The sequence below is a fragment of the Defluviicoccus vanus genome, assembly GCF_014672695.1.
Taxonomy (GTDB): Bacteria; Pseudomonadota; Alphaproteobacteria; order Rhodospirillales; family Defluviicoccaceae; genus Defluviicoccus; species Defluviicoccus vanus.
Map to the genome: position 1 here is coordinate 3,722,099 of NZ_CP053923.1, position 18,760 is coordinate 3,740,858.

The 18,760-nt window shown below is 61.2% G+C and carries 15 protein-coding genes and 4 pseudogenes; 10 read left to right on the forward strand and 9 right to left on the reverse strand.

The window, feature by feature from the left end; translation table 11 throughout:
- Positions 1 to 1,058: 1,058 nt before the first annotated feature.
- From HQ394_RS21625 to HQ394_RS16945, 3 genes are all read left to right on the forward strand, one after another.
- A complete protein-coding gene (locus tag HQ394_RS21625; protein ID WP_456151641.1) occupies positions 1,059 to 2,159 on the forward strand; it encodes a translocation/assembly module TamB domain-containing protein in 1,101 nt (366 codons plus the stop codon).
- A gap of 184 nt (positions 2,160 to 2,343) precedes the next feature.
- Positions 2,344 to 3,174 (forward strand): histidine phosphotransferase family protein, encoded by an 831-nt coding sequence (locus HQ394_RS16940; RefSeq protein ID WP_223291675.1) that lies wholly within the window; start codon positions 2,344 to 2,346, stop codon positions 3,172 to 3,174.
- 101 nt (positions 3,175 to 3,275) lie between these two features.
- A complete protein-coding gene (locus HQ394_RS16945) occupies positions 3,276 to 3,641 on the forward strand; it encodes a response regulator (protein WP_190261197.1) in 366 nt (121 codons plus the stop codon).
- A gap of 339 nt (positions 3,642 to 3,980) precedes the next feature.
- On the opposite strand, the pseudogene HQ394_RS16950 reads toward HQ394_RS16945, so the two are convergent.
- The 7 genes and pseudogenes from HQ394_RS16950 to HQ394_RS16985 all read right to left on the reverse strand — a co-directional run bounded on the left by HQ394_RS16950 (position 3,981) and on the right by HQ394_RS16985 (position 9,901).
- Positions 3,981 to 5,166: pseudogene (locus HQ394_RS16950) on the reverse strand (IS701 family transposase).
- Positions 5,167 to 5,321: 155 nt separating this feature from the next.
- Positions 5,322 to 6,008, reverse strand: coding sequence for a response regulator (locus HQ394_RS16955; protein ID WP_190261198.1), 687 nt, complete (start codon positions 6,006 to 6,008; stop codon positions 5,322 to 5,324).
- Positions 6,001 to 7,040, reverse strand: a pseudogene (locus HQ394_RS20600) (GAF domain-containing sensor histidine kinase). Before HQ394_RS20600 ends, HQ394_RS16955 begins: the two are co-directional and overlap by 8 nt.
- 205 nt (positions 7,041 to 7,245) lie before the next feature.
- Positions 7,246 to 7,589 (reverse strand): annotated as a pseudogene (locus tag HQ394_RS21320) (DUF4118 domain-containing protein); the annotation flags it as partial.
- Between the two features lie 89 nt (positions 7,590 to 7,678).
- On the reverse strand, positions 7,679 to 8,809 hold the full coding sequence (locus tag HQ394_RS16975; RefSeq protein ID WP_190261202.1) for a sodium ion-translocating decarboxylase subunit beta: 1,131 nt from the start codon (positions 8,807 to 8,809) through the stop codon (positions 7,679 to 7,681).
- Positions 8,810 to 8,833: 24 nt separating this feature from the next.
- The gene (locus HQ394_RS16980) at positions 8,834 to 8,992 is read right to left on the reverse strand and encodes a hypothetical protein (RefSeq protein ID WP_190261203.1); all 159 of its coding nucleotides are present in this window, start codon (positions 8,990 to 8,992) and stop codon (positions 8,834 to 8,836) included.
- A gap of 345 nt (positions 8,993 to 9,337) precedes the next feature.
- A complete protein-coding gene (locus HQ394_RS16985; protein WP_190261204.1) occupies positions 9,338 to 9,901 on the reverse strand; it encodes a CBS domain-containing protein in 564 nt (187 codons plus the stop codon).
- Positions 9,902 to 10,154: 253 nt separating this feature from the next.
- On the opposite strand from HQ394_RS16985, the gene HQ394_RS16990 reads away from it, so the two are divergent.
- The 3 genes from HQ394_RS16990 (at position 10,155) to HQ394_RS17005 (ending at position 13,360) form a co-directional block, all read left to right on the forward strand.
- Positions 10,155 to 11,297: an IS3 family transposase gene (locus HQ394_RS16990; RefSeq protein WP_190261205.1), complete on the forward strand. Its 1,143-nt coding sequence runs from the start codon at positions 10,155 to 10,157 to the stop codon at positions 11,295 to 11,297.
- A gap of 567 nt (positions 11,298 to 11,864) precedes the next feature.
- Positions 11,865 to 12,404, forward strand: a complete 540-nt coding sequence (locus HQ394_RS17000; RefSeq protein WP_190261207.1) for a copper chaperone PCu(A)C — start codon at positions 11,865 to 11,867, stop codon at positions 12,402 to 12,404.
- A gap of 119 nt (positions 12,405 to 12,523) precedes the next feature.
- On the forward strand, positions 12,524 to 13,360 hold the full coding sequence (locus HQ394_RS17005; protein ID WP_190261208.1) for an EAL domain-containing protein: 837 nt from the start codon (positions 12,524 to 12,526) through the stop codon (positions 13,358 to 13,360).
- Between the two features lie 79 nt (positions 13,361 to 13,439).
- On the opposite strand, the gene HQ394_RS17010 is transcribed toward HQ394_RS17005, so the two are convergent.
- Together HQ394_RS17010 and HQ394_RS17015 are read right to left on the reverse strand one after the other, a co-directional pair.
- A complete protein-coding gene (locus HQ394_RS17010) occupies positions 13,440 to 13,895 on the reverse strand; it encodes a cache domain-containing protein (protein WP_190261209.1) in 456 nt (151 codons plus the stop codon).
- Between the two features lie 309 nt (positions 13,896 to 14,204).
- On the reverse strand, positions 14,205 to 15,350 hold the full coding sequence (locus tag HQ394_RS17015) for a glycosyltransferase family 4 protein (RefSeq protein WP_190261210.1): 1,146 nt from the start codon (positions 15,348 to 15,350) through the stop codon (positions 14,205 to 14,207).
- Positions 15,351 to 15,928: 578 nt separating this feature from the next.
- Between HQ394_RS17015 and HQ394_RS21630 the strand changes: the two are divergent.
- The 4 genes and pseudogenes from HQ394_RS21630 to tnpC all read left to right on the forward strand — a co-directional run.
- Positions 15,929 to 16,069: pseudogene (locus tag HQ394_RS21630) on the forward strand (IS4 family transposase); the annotation flags it as partial.
- A gap of 45 nt (positions 16,070 to 16,114) precedes the next feature.
- Positions 16,115 to 16,609 (forward strand): IS66-like element accessory protein TnpA, encoded by a 495-nt coding sequence (gene tnpA, locus HQ394_RS17025; protein WP_223291677.1) that lies wholly within the window; start codon positions 16,115 to 16,117, stop codon positions 16,607 to 16,609.
- Complete coding sequence (gene tnpB / locus HQ394_RS17030) at positions 16,606 to 16,953, forward strand: IS66 family insertion sequence element accessory protein TnpB (protein WP_190261212.1); 348 nt, start codon at positions 16,606 to 16,608, stop codon at positions 16,951 to 16,953. The genes tnpA and tnpB overlap by 4 nt, the downstream gene beginning before the upstream one ends.
- A 69-nt stretch (positions 16,954 to 17,022) precedes the next feature.
- Positions 17,023 to 18,639, forward strand: coding sequence for an IS66 family transposase (tnpC, locus tag HQ394_RS17035; protein ID WP_190261213.1), 1,617 nt, complete (start codon positions 17,023 to 17,025; stop codon positions 18,637 to 18,639).
- The last annotated feature ends 121 nt before the right edge of the window (positions 18,640 to 18,760 follow it).

The window sequence follows — 18,760 nt, forward strand, 5'->3', positions numbered from 1 at the left end:
TGGGCATGCAACCGCAGGGGCAATCGCAGCGGGTTGATCTGCATCTGCGGAGCGGCGCACTCACTGTCGTTGATGGGCAAGCGAGCGTCTTGACCGTCGGTCAACTCCGCCTAGATGCGGCCGTCGCAGATGCGTTTCGTGCCCCTCGGCTTACGGCCAACGCTAACGTCAGGAAAATTCAGTCTGGGGCGGAGGGGCCTTTCGACGTTGCTGCCGAAGTGAGTGGGCCTCTGTCCGAGTTGGCGTTTCGCGTTGATCTGACCGGTCCAAAGGATGGCCCCCGTTCTATGCACGCTGCCGGTCGAATTGACGCTACGGGCCAGCCGCTGACGATGACAATTGCCCAACTCGATGCTCAGATAGCGTCGTACGGGCTGGCATTGCAGCAACCAATGCGCATCACCAGCGGCGCGGGTCGTCTTAGCGTTCGTGACCTGGATTTGACGATTGGGGATGGTAGCCTGCGGGGACGGATCGATGTGCAGCCCGGTTCCACCAGCGTGGTAATGAACGCCNNGAGAGACTGCCCTTGGGTATTGCCAGGGGCGTGGGTAAAGGGCCTTCCGACCGGCGCGCTTTCGTTGCAGACAAGCCTAACGGGGAATCAAGGCGAGACAACTGGTTCGTTTGAGGTGCGCGCCGACGATCTGCAGCTTACTGACGCTAAAGGTAGCAAGGCCGCCAAGGGACGTGCCAGCGTTCGCGGGAGCCTGGGTGGCGGCTCTCTCGATGCCAGTGGTGATGCTACCATCGCCGATGGTATCGCGGCAGACTTCTCCGCCCGCATCCCGCTGACTGTGCCGGCCGGGCAACTGTCCGTGCGGATGCCGGCGGATGGTGCGCTTGCTGCGCGGGTCAGGCTCAACGTGGACTTGGCACTGGTTGCACAGGCGCTGGCGTTTTCCGACCAGCGTCTTGCTGGGCATCTGAACGCAGATTTTGCTGCCGGNGGGTCGCTACAGCATCCTGAGCTAACCGGCAGCGCCGTTTTGAGCAATGGCTTCTATGAGAATTTCGTCACCGGAACCCTGCTGACCGCGATCGACGGCCAGGTGAAAATGGCTGCCGGCAAAGTGGTTACAGTTTCGCTTAACGCTCAGACCAAGGGGCGAGGCAACATCGCTGTCGACGGTCAGGCGGATCTGTCGGCTCAACACGGACCGGCCATTGATATGACGGTGACGGCACACCAGGCGCTTTTGGTTCATCGTGATGATGTTAACGCGGTTATTGACGCGAGCCTTCGTTATCTGGGCGGGCTTACCAGAGGCAGCCTGACAGGCAAAGTCGAACCCGTCTCGATCGAGGTTCGTCTCCTCGACCGTCTGCCACCCAGCGTCGTTGTAATCCCGGTGACCGAGATCAATCGGCAGGATGGCGGCAAGCTAGGACATGAAAAGCAGGACGCATCGGCCGCTCCGTGGGTCGCAGATCTGGACATTGACATCGAGATGCCACGGCGGGTGTTTGTCCGCGGTCGTGGTCTCGAATCCGAATGGTCCGGTCGCCTGCACGTCGGTGGTTCGACAAATACACCGCAATTGACCGGGGCCATCGAAGCTATTCGTGGCGTCTTTACCTTCGCCAGCAAGCGGTTCGATGTGCAGAAGGGGATCATTACCTTTACCGGTGGCGAGCCAATTGACCCGATCCTGAACATCTCAGCGACCTACAGGACGCCTACTCTGACCGCGGTAATTGGCGTGACCGGAACGGCCAGCGAGCCAAAGTTGGGCGTGACGTCACAACCGGCGTTGCCGCAGAGCGAAGTGCTTGCGCAGGTGTTGTTCGGCAAGAGTTCCTCTCGCTTGGGACCGGTAGAGGCGGTGCAACTGGCTTCGGCCATCGACAGCTTGGCGCGTGGTGAGAGTTGGAGTGAGGATATGCTGGGGTCAGTTCGGCAGTTTCTTGGCCTCGATGTACTGAGTGTTGGCACAAGCACCAGCACAACCGGCGATGAGCAAGGGGCGGCGGTAGAGGCTGGGCGCTACGTCACCGAAGGCGTTTACGTCGGTGCAAAACAGGGTCTGACCGACTCCTCGACGGCAGGGCGAGTCGAGGTCGAGATTATCCCCGGTTTATCAGTGCAGAGCGATTTGACCCAGAGCGCCGAAGGCGTTTCCGGTAGTCTCGGTCTGCGCTGGAAGCACGATTACTGATTCCCTTCAACTCTATCGCCCAATCGATCCGAACTTCGGAGACGGTGGCTTATCTAGGGGTGCACGTTATGCACGCATAAAGCACTATAACACCCTTTATGGTTTACATACGGTCCGGATTGTGCAAATATATGGCGATGTTTCTAACATTCATCGTGTTAAACGGGTATTTTGGGTGTTGCACATGGACTGCTCGCCTTCACTCATCGTCGACCCTCAGCTTACAGTTCACCAGGCGGACCGCTCGCACCCGGGGCACACAATCGGCGTCCAACAAACCCATGCTTCGCTCTCGACAAAGTTGCGCACCGCGCCAACCGATGCCGAAGCAATTCAATTGGCCCAGTTGCTGAGTTCGCGGATTTGCCACGATTTGATCGGATCGATTGGCATTGCGGCGGCAACAGACGATCTGCGTGACGCTGATAACCGCATCGATGAAGAAGCGCTGGCGCTCGTTGCTGAGAGCGCCCGCGCTGCCGCTGCCCGTCTCGCGTTCTTCCGCTTTGCCTTTGGCTACGGACAAAATGGCAATGGTGTGGCGGCCAGCACGTCGTTGCTATCGCTGCTATCGCTCGCAAGAGGGGCTTTGGCGAGCAGTCGATTGCGGATCGAGTGGATGCAAGGGGATGCTGCGAGGTCTGCTCCAGAGCATTCGCTTCCTATTCCGGAGGCACGCTTGCTTCTCTGCCTGATGCTTATTGCGACGGAGGCTCTGCCACGAGGAGGGACCGTGTCGATCAAGGTTTCGCGCGCGCAAGGCTGGTTCAAGGCCCGTATCAGGGCCGCGGGAACGGGAGCACACCTGCCTCAATCATCCTTGGACGCCTACTCGGTGGGCAGCTGCGTGGATCTGACGCCACGAACCGTTGTCGGGTACTACGCGGGACGGCTTTCGGCCCAGTTGCAGGCGCAACTGGGATGGGCCAGCGAGCCGGGTGAGAGGGTCGATGTCACCCTCAGGGTGCCCGTCGGCGACAAACGTGAACAAGGACGTCAACATGTCTGCGCATAAGGCAGCCGCTTGCGCGCCCTCATTAACCGCAGGTCCGTAAGTCGGCAATTTGGCAAGGCGATCCAGGGTTCTGCCGGTGCATCGAGAGGTTGAGAACGAACATGAAGCAATGCTTGATTGTGGATGATTCTCGGATAATTCGTAGCGTTGCCAAGCGAATCCTTCAGGATCTGGACTTCGAAACGCGGGAGGCAGCGGATGGTGCCGAAGCACTGAAAGCGTGCCAGGACTGGATGCCGGATGCGATCCTGCTTGACTGGAATATGCCGATCATGAATGGGCTGGATTTCCTGCTGGCGCTCCGTCAACTACCTGAGGGCGAAGAGCCGATCGTCGTGTTTTGCACAACCGAGAACGATATAAATCACATTCAGCAAGCGATCACGTCCGGAACGGACGAGTATATCATGAAACCATTCGACTCTGAGATCATTCAGGCAAAGTTCGCCCAAGTTGGTCTTGTCTAGGCTTGATTCATGCCTGTATCAGCGCGACCGCGCCAGTCGAAGGCTCGTGATCGTAGCATTGACGACCTCATTCGTGATGGCGCAATCCCAATGATGGACGAATAGTCGACACTAGAGCGCCTGCTGGCGATTGTTCCAGACCATGAGCTAGTACTACAGTTGCGTTTCTAGTCGTTTCTTGCGGTGACTGCTGGCGGCTCTTGCGGTGACTGCTGGCGGCTGTCGTTTGGTGGCTGCGGCGCCATCGTGAGCAGGCCCAGACGAAGGCGGGATGGGTTTTCGCCCGGAACAGGATCCTTTCGAGCATGTGGCGGATTTCCGGCGTGGCGAGCGGGACGGTCATGCGGCCGCGGCGGCCGGACTCGTTTTGTCCCGTTTATCGAAGGCGATCCGGCGCTGNGTCGGCCGACAATTTGGCGAGGAAGGCGGCGGCAGCGAGGACCAGGCTCATGTGGCGATGCCATCCGTGCCAGGAGCGCGCCTCGCAGTGATCGAGGCCGAGGTCGTCCTTCGCCCGCAGGAAGCACTCCTCGATCGTCCAGCGGAGGCCTGCGGCAGCGGCAAGCTCGGGCAGGGACGTGCCTTGCCGGGCATAGGCAAGGTAATAGGCGAGTGCTTGCGCATCACGCCGGCTGCGGCGGATGAGCAGCCAGCGCTCGAAACCGTCATCCGTCGACCATCCGAGCGGCAGCCTTGCCCAGTCGTAGAGCCTTGGACCCTTCGCCCCCTCGCCGGCGGTCAGCGACGACCACGCATCGTCCGCCAGCGTGTCCAGCATGGTGGCAGGGTCGGTCTGGACGAGGGTCCCGTCCTCGAGGAAGCGAAGGGTGTGGTTGGAGCGTACGGCAAGGACATAAGGCTGGCCGCGGCCCTCGAGCAGGTGCCGGAGTTGACTGTCCGAGCCGTAGAGCGCATCGGCGAGAACCCAGGCGCAAGGCGGGCCGGCGTCGAGCGTCCGCTCGATCATCTCCCGCGCCATCGCCGGCTTGGTCTTGAATTCGACGTCGTCCGGCACGGCGGCCGTCCGGCGGCGCGTCGCATCGTCCGCCCAGTCTTTCGGCAGGTACAGCTGCCGGTCGATGAGCGCGTGGCCCCAGCGGCTGGCGTAGGCGACGAAAACGCCGACCTGGCAGTTCTCGATCCGGCCGGCGGTGCCCGAGTACTGACGGCCGACACCCACCGAGTGCCGGCCCTTCTTCAGGAAACCGGTCTCATCGACAACGAGCACGCCGCCCGGATCACCCAGCGCGTTCGTCACGTACCCGCGCACCAGATCGCGAAGCTGGTCTGCCGACCATGAACTGCGTCCGAGCAGTGACTGGAGGCGATAGGGTGCCTCGAGGCCCGCCTGTTCGGCCAGCATCCAGCCGGTCTTGCGCGATGCCGCCGAGAACAGCCCGTCGATGAACATCCCGGCCGAACGGCGCGTCTCCGCCCGCCCCAGCGCCGGCGCGATCACCCGCCTCAACCCCTCGAGCTCCGCCTTCCAATCAACAAGCGTGCCCGCCCATTCCGCCACACCCATCCGTCGCCCTCCCACAGCCGCAGGCAACGGAACCATATTAGAGGATAAAATGCAACTGTAGTAGTAGTTAGGGCTTTGGCACTTACGCACCAGCGTGGTCGTCGGATCACAAGCAAGCATCCGCCGCTCCCGGGGTCCGCAACACGTTCGATGCTCTATCCCGGTTCATGCAGGCGATAACCGACGCCCGTCTCGGTCAGAATGTAGCGCGGCTCCTGTGGGTCTGGTTCGATTTTTTGTCGGAGCTGCTTGATGTAAATGCGTAGATATTGTACGTCTGTCGGTGTATTCCATGCCTCTCTTAGCATGAACTGGTGGGTCAATACCTTACCAGCATGCGCAACAAGTAGAGCAAGGATCGCATATTCCTTGCGTGAGAGCTTGATCTCTTCGTTGTTGACCCTGACAAGGCGTCGGACAAGGTCAACGCAAAGGATGCCATTTCGGTAGGCTGCGCGCTCTCCGAGCTGCTGAAAGCGGTGGCGGAGGGCGGTGCGGATGCGGGCGATCAATTCCTCCATGCCGAAAGGCTTGGTCAGATAATCGTCGGCGCCGAGATCGAGCGCCTGCACCTTGCCTTTTTCGTCGTTGCGACTGGAAAGCACGATGATCGGCACCGACGAGTTATGCCGGATGGCTTTGATCACCTCGATCCCGTCCATGTCGGGTAGGCCGAGGTCGAGCACGACGACGTCGGCGCGGCTGTTGCGCAGACGCTCGAGCGCCTCTCCCCCGGTTTCCGATTCCACCACCCGATATCCCTGAGCCGACAAGCTGGTGCGCAAAAATCGCCGGATCGGTGGCTCGTCATCGACGACGAGGACAGAGACTGGCTCAGTCATCGTCGCTGTCCGGCAGTCGGAGGCGTTCTGCCTCCCGCGACAGTGGAAAGCCCATCATGATCACGGCTCCCGATCGATCGGTGCGATTACCGGCAATGATTCGTCCACCCATCGCTTCGACGAAGCCGCGACAGATGGCGAGACCGAGCCCAGTGCCAGCGCGCTGCCGTCCGCGGTGGCCGGATCGGTAGAATTTCTCGAAAATCCGCGTCAAGTCTGGTGGGGAATACCCGGCCCTTCGTCGAGAACCTTGATCACAATCCGATCGTTGATGCGCCTCGCGTCGATGGCGATCGTCGATTGCAACGGTGAATACTTGCCGGCATTGTCGAGCAAATTGAAGATTGTCTGTTCCAGGAGCACGCCATCGAGATTGAGCATCGGTAGATCGTCGGCCACTCGTAGATTGAGACGATGGCTTCCAAGTACTGGCCGTGCCCGACGCACCGCTGCCCCGATCACCTCCTCGATGTCCGTTGCTTCCCAGGTTACCTCGAGACTGCCGGATTCAACGCGGGTAATGTCGAGCAGATTGGCAACGAACCGGCTCATCCGCTCCGTCTCCTCGCGAATGGTCGCCACCAGATCGTCGCGTTCCTGCTGCTCGAAGTAAGAGTTATAGCTGCCAAGGCTGGTCGCCGCTCCGAGGATCGAGGCGAGCGGCGTCTTCAGGTCGTGGGAGATGGCCGACAGCATCGCCGAACGCAGGCTTTCGGTCTCCACCGCGACGCGCGCCCGCTCCACATCTTCTGCGAGCGACAGTCGCTCGATCGCCACCGCCACTTGGTCAGCAATGGCGTCAACAAACCGCCGGTCTTCGAGGCTCAACAGCGGTGGCTGACCGGCCCGGCTCAATCCGAGTACGCCGACGAGGCCCTTCACCGCCTGCAGCGGCAGGAAGAGAAAATGGGCTGTGGTCATCTGCCCGACGCAACCATCGGCGCTTCGCGCGCTCAACCATCGATCTGCCGCCGCGGCAACGTCGGCGGATTCGATCGTTTCGATGGCAGGGATCGTGGCGCGAGCGGCCAGTTCCTCCGCGCTCCGGCAGGATCAGGATCACTTCGACGCCGAGTGCGGCGGCCACATGGCCAACGGTAAGATCCGTCAACGCCGCCAGATCATTGATGGTCGTCAAGCGTCGGGCAAAGACGTAGAGGTCTTCCATGGTCTGTGCCCGACGGCCGGCAAGCCGCGCATCGGCGCGCGCGCGAGCTGTCAGGCGGCCGATGAAAACCGCTACGCCGACGAATACCAAGACGGTGACGATGTTGTCCGGGTCATCAACGGCGAGGTTGTGCAAGGGGGAAGAAAGAAAAAATTGAGTGACAGAACGCTCAGTACGCAGGCGAGAAGGGCCGGCGGCAATCCCCATCGGGCAGCACAGAAGACAACGCTGGCAAGAAAAATCAGCGTGACGTTGCCGACGGCGAGTTCGATCGCTATGAGGTGCGCGAGCAGAAGTGCACAACCGGTGATCGCCGTTGCCGCAAGGTATGGCAACAGCCGGCGAGCAACTGTTGATTGCCTCGCCGGCCGTTTTCTCGGTACCTGGCTTACGTTTGTAATCGTGCCATCCATGCCCGCGACGTGGGGTTGAAGTTTTCATCCTGCACAGGAGTGAGGGCAGGCACTCGCTTGCTCCGCCCCCGCATCCCGAGACCATTGAACTATTGGACGCCCAGCAACGCCAGCATGATGCCACCGGAGATGGCCGTTCCGAACACGCCCGCTAAGTTGGGGCCCATCGCATGGTAGATGAGGAAGTTGTTCGGGTTGGCCTTGTTGGCGACAACGTGCGAGACGCGGGCGGCTATTGGCACGGAAGCGATACCGGCCGAGCCGAGCAGCGGGTTGATCTTCTCCTTCATGAAGAGGTTCATGGCCTTTGCCGTGAGCACCCCGGAGCCAGTGCCGAAGACGAAGGCAATGAGACCGAGCATGACGATCTCGAGTGTCTTGAAGGTCACGAACGTATCGGCATTCATTGTCGAGCCGATGGCGAGAGTCAGCGTGATGGTGATGATGTTCATCAACCCGCCGCCTGCCGTCTTCGCCAACCGCTCGACCATCAGCACTTCCTTGAGCAAGTTGCCCAGCATCAACATGGTGATCAACGGCGCCACTGGCGGGAAGAACATGTTGACGACGATGGCGATGACGATAGGAAAAACGATCTTTTCAAGGCGTGTCACCTTGCGCATCGGTGGCATGCCCATCTCGCGTTCCGTTTTCGTCGTCAGCAGTTTCATCACCGGCGGCTGGATCAGCGGCATAAGCGCCATGTAGGAATAGGCGGCTACGGAAATCTGCGGTAGCAGATGCGGCGCTAGCTTCATCGTTACGAAGATGGCCATGGGACCGTCGGCACCGCCGATGATTCCGATCGCACCCGCCTCGTGAATGGTGAAGCCGATCGCCTTGGCGCCGATCAGGGCGACGAAGATGCCAAGGTGGGCACCGGCGCCGAGAAGTACCAGCTTCGGGTTGGCGATCATTGGCCCGAAGTCAGTCATTGCGCCGACACCGAGGAAAATCAACGGCGGAATGATCAACAAGGCCACGCCCTGATAGGCGTAGTGAAAAAGTCCACCCGGAAGGATAAGGTCAGAGCCAGGAACGTTGGAGACGATACAGGAAAAACCGATTCCGATTAACAGGAATGGTTCATATTTTTTTGATAGAGCTAAGTAAATCATGACGCAACCGATGACTATCATCACCGCGTTGCCCCACCAAAACTTTGCAGCGCCCGTCTGAGCGGCCAGCGCTTGCAGGAATGTCCATATCTGGTCCCACATGTGAGGTCTCCCTTCCTTGCACTTTTAGTGGCCGGATTTCAGGCTTTCGTCAGAGATGGCGCCGAACCGATTAAGGACGGGAAAGGCTGCAAGGATAAGGCCGATGCCTCCAATAATGATGAAACTGAGGAAGAAGTCGATCAGACTAAGAAGAAGTGCCCCATTGAGGGTGTCGGGAATCATGGTAAAGCAAGCCTCTTTCTCAATAGTTACGCCCGCTTGGGCATGACTTTAAGGGACGGCTGTACGAACTGATATTTTGCCGGTTGCTTTCTTGTGCGGCTTTATCTGCCGTGTTCTGGCATCTTAATTTGACAGTCGTACCGCTCGGTTGCTCGTAGCTTCGGGTAATGGCCATATAAAAACAAGCCGGAGCGCGATGGTGCAGTATAGCTTCTTTGTATAATTATAGTGCGAATAAGAGTTAGTATCATATTCTAAGGAAGCAATATACGCGCCCTGCATGCGCCCATCGCGAAGCGCACGCCTGCTTTGGCGTCAGTGAAGGTCTATCTCGGGCGGCGGCGATCAGGCGGGCGTTGGCTGCCGCTTGGTGGCCGCGATCATGGTGTTGACCGCTTTGAATACGTCGCTCAAGCGCAAAACGCCGATAATCTCTGCGTTACGCATCACCAGCAGCGAAAGGTGATGACCGCGAATCAATCGATAGACCGCAAGATCAAGCGGTGCTTCTGCCTCAATAGTTTCGTCACTTGATGGGGGCTTCAATAAGTCTTCGACCCGGGTGGTTCGCGCCTTTTCTGCAAGCTCGGGGCGCAACCATTGACTCCAGAGCAAATGATCATCAACTCGTCCGAATGGATCGACTGGCGGCTCAAAACTGGGTTTCAATCCACTCAGGATGTCCCAAAGCGACAATTTGCCGAGGACGCGGCCGTCCTTTGCCTGGACCAGCACGCCCCGATCTCGCGGTCGCGACGGATCCGCCGCCGGTCCCATCATTGCCGTCGCCACGGCCTGCATGACGTCCTGCAGCGACGAGCCAACGGCGACGTGGCTGTAGTCCTCAAGCGAAACCATCAAATCGCTAACCCGCATCATCGCTACCACCTCCATGTTTGGAATTTTCATCGTGCTACGGAACCAGAATTCAGTCAGCGAACCTCAATGCCACCAAGATTAATGGCACCCAGGTCGCGCGGCCATCCTTTCCGCTATGTCGCCGGCGGAATTCGGTGTGTATGAGATTGATCATTCGGTGAGCAGCAGAACCTGCAGTCGCAGGCATTCCGGTCGTTGCAGCCCAGTCCCTACCGCGCGGAGGATGAATAGCCCCTAGATTTCTAGACGCCTTCTATCCTAATTTTGAGGACAGGAGACGACGATGGGGAAGCCCAATTTCAGTGATGAGTTCAAGCGTGATGCGGTGGCCCAGATCACCGAGCGTGGGTATCCGGTAGCTGAGGTTTCCGAGCGGCTCGGCGTCAGTCAGCATTCGCTGTATGCTTGGAAGCGGCGACTGGCGAAGGTGGTGTCCGGCGATGCCAGCAAGGATGCCGAGATCCGCCAGCTGAAGCGCGAACTGGCCCGAGTGACCGAGGAGCGCGACATCTTAAAAAAAGCCACCGCNGTATTTCGCCAGGGATGCAAAGTGAGATACGCATTTGTTGCCGAGCATCGTGACCAGTTCAGGGTTCGATCGATGTGTCGGTGCCTGCGCATCCAGCCCAGCGGTTTTTATGCTTGGCAAAAGAGCCCGCTGAGCCAACGGGCTCGGGAAGATGCTCGGCAGACAGAGCTGATCCGGCAAGCCTGGAATGACAGCGGCAAGGTCTATGGCTACCGCAAGCTGCACGATGACCTGCTGGATCACGGCGAGACATGTTGCCCGAACCGCGTTGCCCGGTTGACCAGGCTGGCAGGTATCAAGGCGCAAATCGGCTACAAGCGCAGGCCCGGCAGCTATGGTGGCAAGCCGTCTCTGGCCGTCGACAATACTCTGGATCGCCAGTTTGACGTGGCTGCGCCAGATCGGGCCTGGGTGACCGACATTACCTACATCCGCACCCTGGAGGGCTTTGCCTATCTGGCTGTCGTGACCGATCTCTATTCCCGCCGCGTGGTGGGTTGGTCGATNCAGAGCCGGCAGACTACCGATGTAGTGCTGCAGGCCCTGCACATGGCAGTATGGCGGCGCAAACCGAAGCAACGGGTGCTGATCCACTCGGATCAGGGCTCGCAGTTCACCAGTATGGACTGGGCTGCGTTCATCAGAGCTCACAATCTCGAGCACTCGATGAGCCGGCGCGGCAACTGCCATGACAATGCCGTCNNGCCGAGCTTCTTCTCTTCGCTCAAGCGCGAACGCATCCGGCGCCGGACCTACAAAACACGCGAGGAAGCCCGGCAGGACGTGTTCGATTACATCGAGATGTTCTACAACCCGGTGCGCAAGCAGGTCAGAAACGGGATGCTGTCACCCGCCGAGTTCGAACGGCAGCAGTTTTTGAAAGCCGAAGGCGTCTAGAAAACTAGGGGCTATTCAGACCGTAGTACCCCCGTCTGATCGCCAGTGGACTGTTCCTTACCTCGCGCCCCCTGCTGTGCACCCCTTGGCCATTCCTCGCGTTTCCCTGGTCATTGATCTCTGCCGTCTGTTGGGCTGGCTGCCAGCCGGTCGCTACCTAGAAGCCGCAGCGGCACAGCCCGCCTATCTCCCGCATTATCACGACGTCGATTACGTCACTGCTGCTGCCTGGACCGAACTCGAGCAGAGGCTGAGCGATGCCGAAGCCAACGCTTCAACATCGGCATCAACGGCAATCACATCTTCGGTGAAGTCTTCCGTCGCCCGGCGATGGCGTGCGGACTCTTCGCCCTGCACATGGCGATTACCGCATATAATGGCCGCCCGTAGCCATCGCCACTGGCTCGTTTCGCCGGCGCCGGCGCCACGTTCCCTGACGATGTGGCAACCCGCACCTCAGGATGCCTTGATGCTTGTCGGTCCCGGTTCCACCATGCTGCTTGGTGCCGATGCGGCGTCATCGCGATCAGGAGACCGCCGCAAGTTCGAAGCAAAGGAGTGCATACAATGCGAAGAGGTTTGATCCGGGTTGCAACCGTTGCCGCCCTGGTATTCGCGCCGCTGTCAGCAGTGCTGGCCGCCGATATTGCCGTCACCCAGCCGTGGGCGCGGGCGACTCTGGCACCGGGTGGCGCTGGCGCCGCGTTCATGACCATCAGCAATGCCGGTGGCATGGCCGATAAGCTGGTTAAGGCGGCCACGCCCGTCGCCGGCGCTGCCGAATTGCACACCCACCGCATGGACGGTACGGTTATGCGGATGGAGGCGGTGCCGTCGATCGAAGTGCCGGCGAATGGATCGGCGACGCTGGCGCCGGGCGGTCTGCACGTGATGTTGTTCGATCTCAAGGCTCCACTCAGCGAAGGGATGAGCTTCCCCTTGACTCTGACCTTCGAACATGCTGGCGATGTGACAGTCACCGTCCCGGTGCTGGGGCCGGCGGCGATGGGGGCCGGGATGGCCCCTGGGGCACCATCGATGCCAAGCGGTATGCCTGACATGGGCGCTATGCCCGGTGGGCAACATCCGATGCATCAGGGGCAGTAGCTACCCTCGGCGATTGAGCCGGTTAGCCGCGATTGGCGCTTGTTGGCCATCGCGGCGCCGGCAAGAATGGTGCGTCACAGCTGCAGCCGAGAGACAGGGGCGAGAAGATGGCGAACGTCATGAGAGCGCTCGCGTGGTTCGCGGCGGGGGCGGCGACGGGAGCGTTGCTATCGCAGGCGACGCGAAGCAATCATGGATTGCGCGGGCTAGCGCGCCAACTGCACGACGCGCTTTACCGTGATGAGTTCGCCGTCCTTTACCAGCCGATTGTCCGTCTAGGGGACGGATCCTGCTCCGGCGTCGAAGCCCTCCTGCGGTGGCGCAACGGCCATGGCATGCTGCTTTCCCCCGACACGTTTATTGCGGTGGCGCTGGAAACCGGCCTCATTGAACCGATTTCCGAGCGCGTGATCGAACTGGTCGCTGCCGATATGACCCCGCTGCTGCGCGAGCGGCCGGATTTTCATGTGGGTATCAACGTGCCGCCTGCATTGCTTGGCCGTGGTCGGCTGGCGTTGGTTGCCGAACGGTGTGGCCTCATTCAATACATTGCCCAGATCGTCATCGAAATCACCGAGACGAGCATCGTAGACGCGTTGAGCCGCCAAGCGATTACGCTCGCTCGGGCGATGCAGGCGCGGGTGGCGATTGACGATTTTGGCACCGGCAACAACGAACTAGCACAACTGCAGGGATCAGAGATCGACTTCATCAAGATCGACAAGAGCTTCGTTCGTCGGTTGGGCTGCCACCAACAGGCAACGCGTTTCGTCGAATGGATCGTCGGTCTGACCCACGACATTGGTGCCCGCTCGATCGCCGAAGGGGTCGAAACTGAGAGCCAAGCCGAGTTGCTCCGAGGTTTGAAGGTTGAACTAGCGCAAGGATATCTCTACGCGAAGCCGCTGCCGCTTGCGGACTTGTACCGATTTCTCGAGCAGCCGCACGTCGTCTGAGTATGGCGATTAAACTAAAATCCCCGCCCGTTGATGGGCGGGGATGTCCGAGGTGGTCCTTGCGCCGGCGATCCAGAGATTACTTATAGTAGCCTACGCCGCAGACCTGATCGCTGACCTTGGTCACATAGAGGACCTTCTCTACCGGCTTCTGCTCCGGGTCGTTCGGCCGCGGCCACATATATGATACTTCCGAGATCTTACCTTCCTGTGCGGTCTTGTAAACGTCCGCGCCGACTGGCTTTGGTGGGGTGCCCTTGTCCATCAGGTCCTTGAGGCTCTTGCCCACCAGCTTCGGATGCGCAGTGAAGTTGCCATCGGGGCCACCGCAATAAGCGTAGAGATCCTTTTCCTTGAAACCGTCCTCGCCCTTGGTGATCTCTTCCAATGCCTTCGCCTTGTTGGCTTTGATCGCGGTCACTACGCGTTCCAACATGGCTTTGGCTTCTGCCGGCGTGCCATACTCTTCGGCAGCGCGCGCGCTACCCACCGTCAGCATCAAGCATACCGCGAACGTCAATACGCGAACGAACATTTTTGCCTCCCTCAGAAGCCCGTCCTTCGCGTGTTGTCGTGTTGTCAGCCGCACCGTTTGCACGCGAAGGGACTGCAACGGGCATTAAGTTTTTCAACCAGCGTGATCGTCTGAGGCGACCGTGTCACAATTGTGACAGAAAGCTGCTGGGCATCAGGCAAGCGGAGAAAAACAATCAAAGTTTGCAAGCCACTCAAGGCGGGGTGACGGGTGCGATCCCGCCAACGAGCTCGTTCCGCCGAGTTTGCCGGAGCTGCGATCACGTCTACAGGCGATCTGCTTCGAGGCGTACGCCGCGGCAGGTTCGGGCTACGTCGCGGCAGAGCCGCCTCGCAGCTCGATCAGCAGTTCCGTGTATTCTTCCTGGCTCTCCTTACGAAGAGCCTCGAATCTCGCCTTGGCGCCCGTTGCAAAGAGCGGCCAGTTTGCTCTTACGGCGGCGAGGAACTCGAGCAGGGCGGGGGTGAATGGCGCAGCGGGAGGGACCACACAACACGACGGATCATTCAAAATTCGTGGAATGCAGCAAAGGCCATGGGCGATCGCCGGCTTTCCCGCCGCCAGAGCTTCAAGCGTCACGATCCCCTCGGTCTCGTTCGGATAGAGAGAGGGAAACAAGAACACGTCGATATCCGCGAAAAAGCGGCGCTTTGCTTCGCCCCGGACGAGACCTCGGTAATCGAAGGCACTGCCAAACTCTTTCGCCGCGGCCGCTACGGCATGTTTCGCCGCGTCATCGGAACAGGGGCCCGCGACGACCAGTCTCTCCGCAAGTCCAGCGCTCTTGGCGGCGCGGAAGGCGTCAATGACCCGCAGGATCCCCTTTTCCGCGGTCAGATTGCTGAGATGGCCAAGACTTGCCGGAATCTCGCGTGTTGGCCCCGACATCTCCGACAGTGTGGGGTCGACAGCGTCTATATTGCTGAGGGTGAGTATTCGGGCCGGCCGGCTGTATACTTGTGCAAGGTCTTCACCCATTCGCGGGCAGATCATGATGTGGTTCGCGGTGGGACCGGCGATCCGGAAGAGCCAATCCGCTGCCGGAATCTTCCGGGTGAAATGCGCGTACGTGTGATGATGCAAGAACAGCTTGCGTCCACGGATACGACCGAGCAGGGCAAGTGCGGTTGTCATCCACATACCGACGTTGGCATTAACTGAAATGTAGGCACCGCCGCGGTGACCGAACAATAAAACTGTCGCGGCTTGTAGATGTTTCCAGATCCGGCGTAAACGGCCGGAGAGAGACTTCCCTTCTTTGGTGTTTACATCGACTTTATATATAGCGAGCCCATCACGGACGAGGCAGTTATACAGACTTAGTGTAGATACTGCTTGCCCATGGATATCGGGCGGGAAAGGCCCAATGAAAATAACCCGCTCGCCATGGCGCGTGACGTCGGATAGCCGCGACGGCGCTATCGGCGATGGCGTGGCGGGGCGCGTCATGCTCATCCCGTACGGTTCAGGTCGGGTGGGGGATTCATTGCGAGTTCCACAGCTTGCCGACAGACTCGCTCAAAAAACGCGCAAGCACCCGCGGCTTCAGACGTGAAGATATTGACGGGGATTCCTAGTCTGCTCGACTCTCAAAGTCAAAGAGATCGCTCTGCCTTCCTATCTTTGCCTCCAGGTAAAGTCATCCGCGAGGCTCAGGACCTAAGATAAATGTCCATAGTGCCTCAACTGTGTCGGTCTCGGCCACCGGCGTGTCCCAGCGCTCAGGAATCCCCTCATTTTGAGTTTTGATACGGATCAATGGGTTGCTACGGATGAGCTTGGCGGCGGCGGTCGGTTATGCAGGGTGAGAGGAAGGTTTCGAGGGTTGGGGTGGGGAAGTGAACGGGGTAGCGCGTCCTGAGTTTCGTTTGACCGACGTTCGTCGGTTTCTTGATGGGGTTTTCGCGGGGCATGTTCACGCCAAACGGATCGCGTCGCTGGCCAACGGCACGCTGGGGGTGATGACCGGTGCGTCGCTGGCGGTTTCGATGATCGGCCATGCGTTGGCGCAGGCGCGGGGATTGCTGACCAAGCATGCGGTCAAACAGGTCGACAGGCTGCTGAGCAACGCCGGCGTCTCCGTCTGGGAGATGTTCGGGCAATGGGTTCCGGAGGCGGTTGGCGGCCGCAAGGAAATCGTCGTCGCCATGGACTGGACCGATTTCGACGCCGACGGGCAGTAACCGTCCGGCGAGGGCCGCCTTCCGACCGGGGCATGAGTGTGGCTTGTCTTTGCACCGGTGCTGACACTGGTGTTTGCACCGATGCGAGAGGCGGTGCGTGGTATGGCGCAGGTTCACGTTCTCACTCACCCCGAGCGGCGGCGGCGGTTCAGCATCGGGCAGAAGCGGGCGATTGTCGCGGCGGCGTTCGCGCCGGGAGCGATCGTTGCGGACGTGGCGCGGCAGGCGGACGTTTGCACCAGTCTGGTTTATCGCTGGCGACGGGAGATCGGGCATGCCGAAGGGTTCGCCGAGGTGCTGGTGAGGCCGCTCGTCGACGCCCGGATCGATCATTGCCGCGATGACGGCGGCGATGACGCGGGTGGCGTGCCGGCGGTCGCGACGGCTGCAGCGGCTCATTCCGGCGCCGGCGAAGGTTCGTCGCTGCCGGCGATCGAGATCGAGTTCTCCGGTGCGTCGCGGGTCCGCATCCCCGCATCGGTGCCGGCGGAGCTGGCGGCGGCGGTGATCGCGGCGCTGCGCCGCCGATGATCCCGGTTCCGGGCGGGGTGCGGGTGTGGCTGGCGGTCGGCCGGACCGACATGCGGCGCGGCATGAACGGCCTGGCGCTGCAGGTGCAGGAGACGCTGAAGCGCGATCCGCATGGCGGCGATCTGTACATTTTTCGCGGGAAACGCGGTGACCTGATCAAGATTCTCTGGCACGACGGGCTCGGGATGTCGCTGTACGCGAAGCGCTTGGAGCGTGGCCGGTTCATCTGGCCGTCTCCCGCCGATGGTGTCGTCTCGATCACCCCGGCACAACTCGGCTATCTGCTTGAAGGCATTGACTGGAGGAACCCGCGCCACAGCTTCCGGCCGGACCGGGCGGGCTGACCGCGGCGGCGCGTCGCGGGATAGGTTTTTCGCGAGTCGAGCGGCCGGTTTTGTGATTCCATCGGCGGCATGACCCCGTCGCCCGACATCCTGCCCGACGATCTCGAAGCGCTGAAGGCGGCGTTGCTGGCCGAGCGGTCGGCCCGGCTCGAGGCGGAGGCGCGGGCGTCGGGCGCCGAGGCGATGGTGGCGCATCTGAAGCTGATGATCGCCAAGCTGAAGCGCGAGCGCTTCGGGCCGTCGTCGGAGCACCGTCGCCGTCTGCTCGACCAGCTGGAACTGCAGTTGGAGGAGCTGGAGGCGACCGCCGCCGAGGATGCCTGTGCCGCCGAAGCGGCTGCGGCCGCCGTGGCAAAGCCCCGCCGTGACGAGAGCGTTGTTCCAGGGACCGGCCGCCGCCGGCCGGTGCGGGCACCGTTGCCGGCGCATCTGCCGCGTGAGCGCGTCGTCATCCCGGCGCCGTCGGTCTGTCCGTGCTGCCAGGGCAAGCTGGTCAAGCTCGGCGAGGACGTCACCGAGACGCTGGAGGTGATNCCCCGGCAGTGGAAGGTGATCCAGACCGTCCGTGAAAAGTTCACCTGCCGGGCGTGCGAGCGGATCACCCAGCCGCCGGCACCGTTCCACCCGATCGCCCGCGGCCGGGCCGGCGCCGGGCTCCTGGCGATGGTCCTCTACGGCAAGTACGGACTTCATTTGCCGCTCAACCGGCAGAGTGAGGGCTTCGCCCGTGAAGGCATCGATCTCGACGTCTCGACGCTCGCCGATTGGGTCGGCGCCTGTGCCGTGGCCCTGTCGCCGCTGGTCGAGTTGCTCCGCCGCCATGTGCTGGCGGCCGGGCGCCTCCACGGTGATGACACCACGGTACCGGTGCTCGCCAAAGGTAAGACCATCACCGGCCGGCTGTGGACCTACGTCCGCGACGATCGCCCCTTCGGCGGCCCACACCTGGACGGAACCGGGCCGCCGGCGGCGGTCTACTTCTACTCCCGCAATCGCGAGGGCGAACACCCGCGCCGGCACTTGACCGATTACGCCGGCATTCTGCAGGCCGACGCGTTCGGCGGCTTCAACGCGCTCTACGAGCCGTCGCGCAAGCCGGGGCCGATCACCGAGGCGGCGTGTTGGAGCCACGGCCGGCGCAAGTTCTTCGCGCTGGCAGATGTTGCCAAGGCTCCGCTGGCAATCGAGGCGGTGCGGCGGATCGACGCCGTCTTCGATGCCGAGCGCCCCCTCAATGGGTTGCCCGTCGAGCAGCGGCTGGCGCTGCGCCAATGCCGCGTGGCACCGCTCGTCGGCGAACTGGAAGCCTGGATGCGACGCGAGCGCGGCCGGCTCTCCCGCCACAACGAGCTGGCGAAGGCGATGGACTACATGTTGAAGCGCTGGCCCGCCTTCACCCGCTTCCTCGAAGATGGGCGGATCTGCCTGACCAACAACGCCGCCGAGCGAGCGTTGCGTGGCATTGCCCTCGGCAGACGCAGCTGGTTGTTCGCGGGATCCGACCGCGGCGGCGAGCGGGCCGCCGCGATCTACACGCTGATCGGGACGGCCAAGCTGAATGACGTCGATCCGCAGGCCTGGCTCGAGGATGTGCTCCGCCGCATCGCCGACCACCCCGCCAGCCGCCTCGCCGAACTCCTCCCCTGGAACTGGCGACCCCAGGCCCTCGACGCCGCCGCAGCCTGAAACGAGGACCACCCGCGGCCTTCGTCGGATGGTTACGACGGGCAGGCGACGCTGGCGCTCAATCTGGTGACCGGGCACGGCCGGGCAACGCCGCTGTTGTGGCTGACGATGCTGAAGGCGG

Excerpts from the sequence above, each read along its gene's own strand:
- HQ394_RS17005 (WP_190261208.1), top strand. The coding sequence starts at position 12,524 with ATGAGAGCGCTCGCGTGGTTCGCGGCGGGGGCGGCGACGGGAGCGTTG.
- HQ394_RS17015 (WP_190261210.1), bottom strand. The coding sequence starts at position 15,350 with ATGAGCATGACGCGCCCCGCCACGCCATCGCCGATAGCGCCGTCGCGG.
- HQ394_RS16945 (WP_190261197.1), top strand. The coding sequence starts at position 3,276 with ATGAAGCAATGCTTGATTGTGGATGATTCTCGGATAATTCGTAGCGTT.
- HQ394_RS16940 (WP_223291675.1), top strand. The coding sequence starts at position 2,344 with ATGGACTGCTCGCCTTCACTCATCGTCGACCCTCAGCTTACAGTTCAC.
- HQ394_RS17000 (WP_190261207.1), top strand. The coding sequence starts at position 11,865 with ATGCGAAGAGGTTTGATCCGGGTTGCAACCGTTGCCGCCCTGGTATTC.
- HQ394_RS16985 (WP_190261204.1), bottom strand. The coding sequence starts at position 9,901 with ATGAAAATTCCAAACATGGAGGTGGTAGCGATGATGCGGGTTAGCGAT.
- HQ394_RS16975 (WP_190261202.1), bottom strand. The coding sequence starts at position 8,809 with ATGTGGGACCAGATATGGACATTCCTGCAAGCGCTGGCCGCTCAGACG.
- tnpB (WP_190261212.1), top strand. The coding sequence starts at position 16,606 with ATGATCCCGGTTCCGGGCGGGGTGCGGGTGTGGCTGGCGGTCGGCCGG.
- HQ394_RS16955 (WP_190261198.1), bottom strand. The coding sequence starts at position 6,008 with ATGACTGAGCCAGTCTCTGTCCTCGTCGTCGATGACGAGCCACCGATC.
- HQ394_RS16980 (WP_190261203.1), bottom strand. The coding sequence starts at position 8,992 with ATGATTCCCGACACCCTCAATGGGGCACTTCTTCTTAGTCTGATCGAC.
- HQ394_RS17010 (WP_190261209.1), bottom strand. The coding sequence starts at position 13,895 with ATGTTCGTTCGCGTATTGACGTTCGCGGTATGCTTGATGCTGACGGTG.
- HQ394_RS21625 (WP_456151641.1), top strand. The coding sequence starts at position 1,059 with ATGGCTGCCGGCAAAGTGGTTACAGTTTCGCTTAACGCTCAGACCAAG.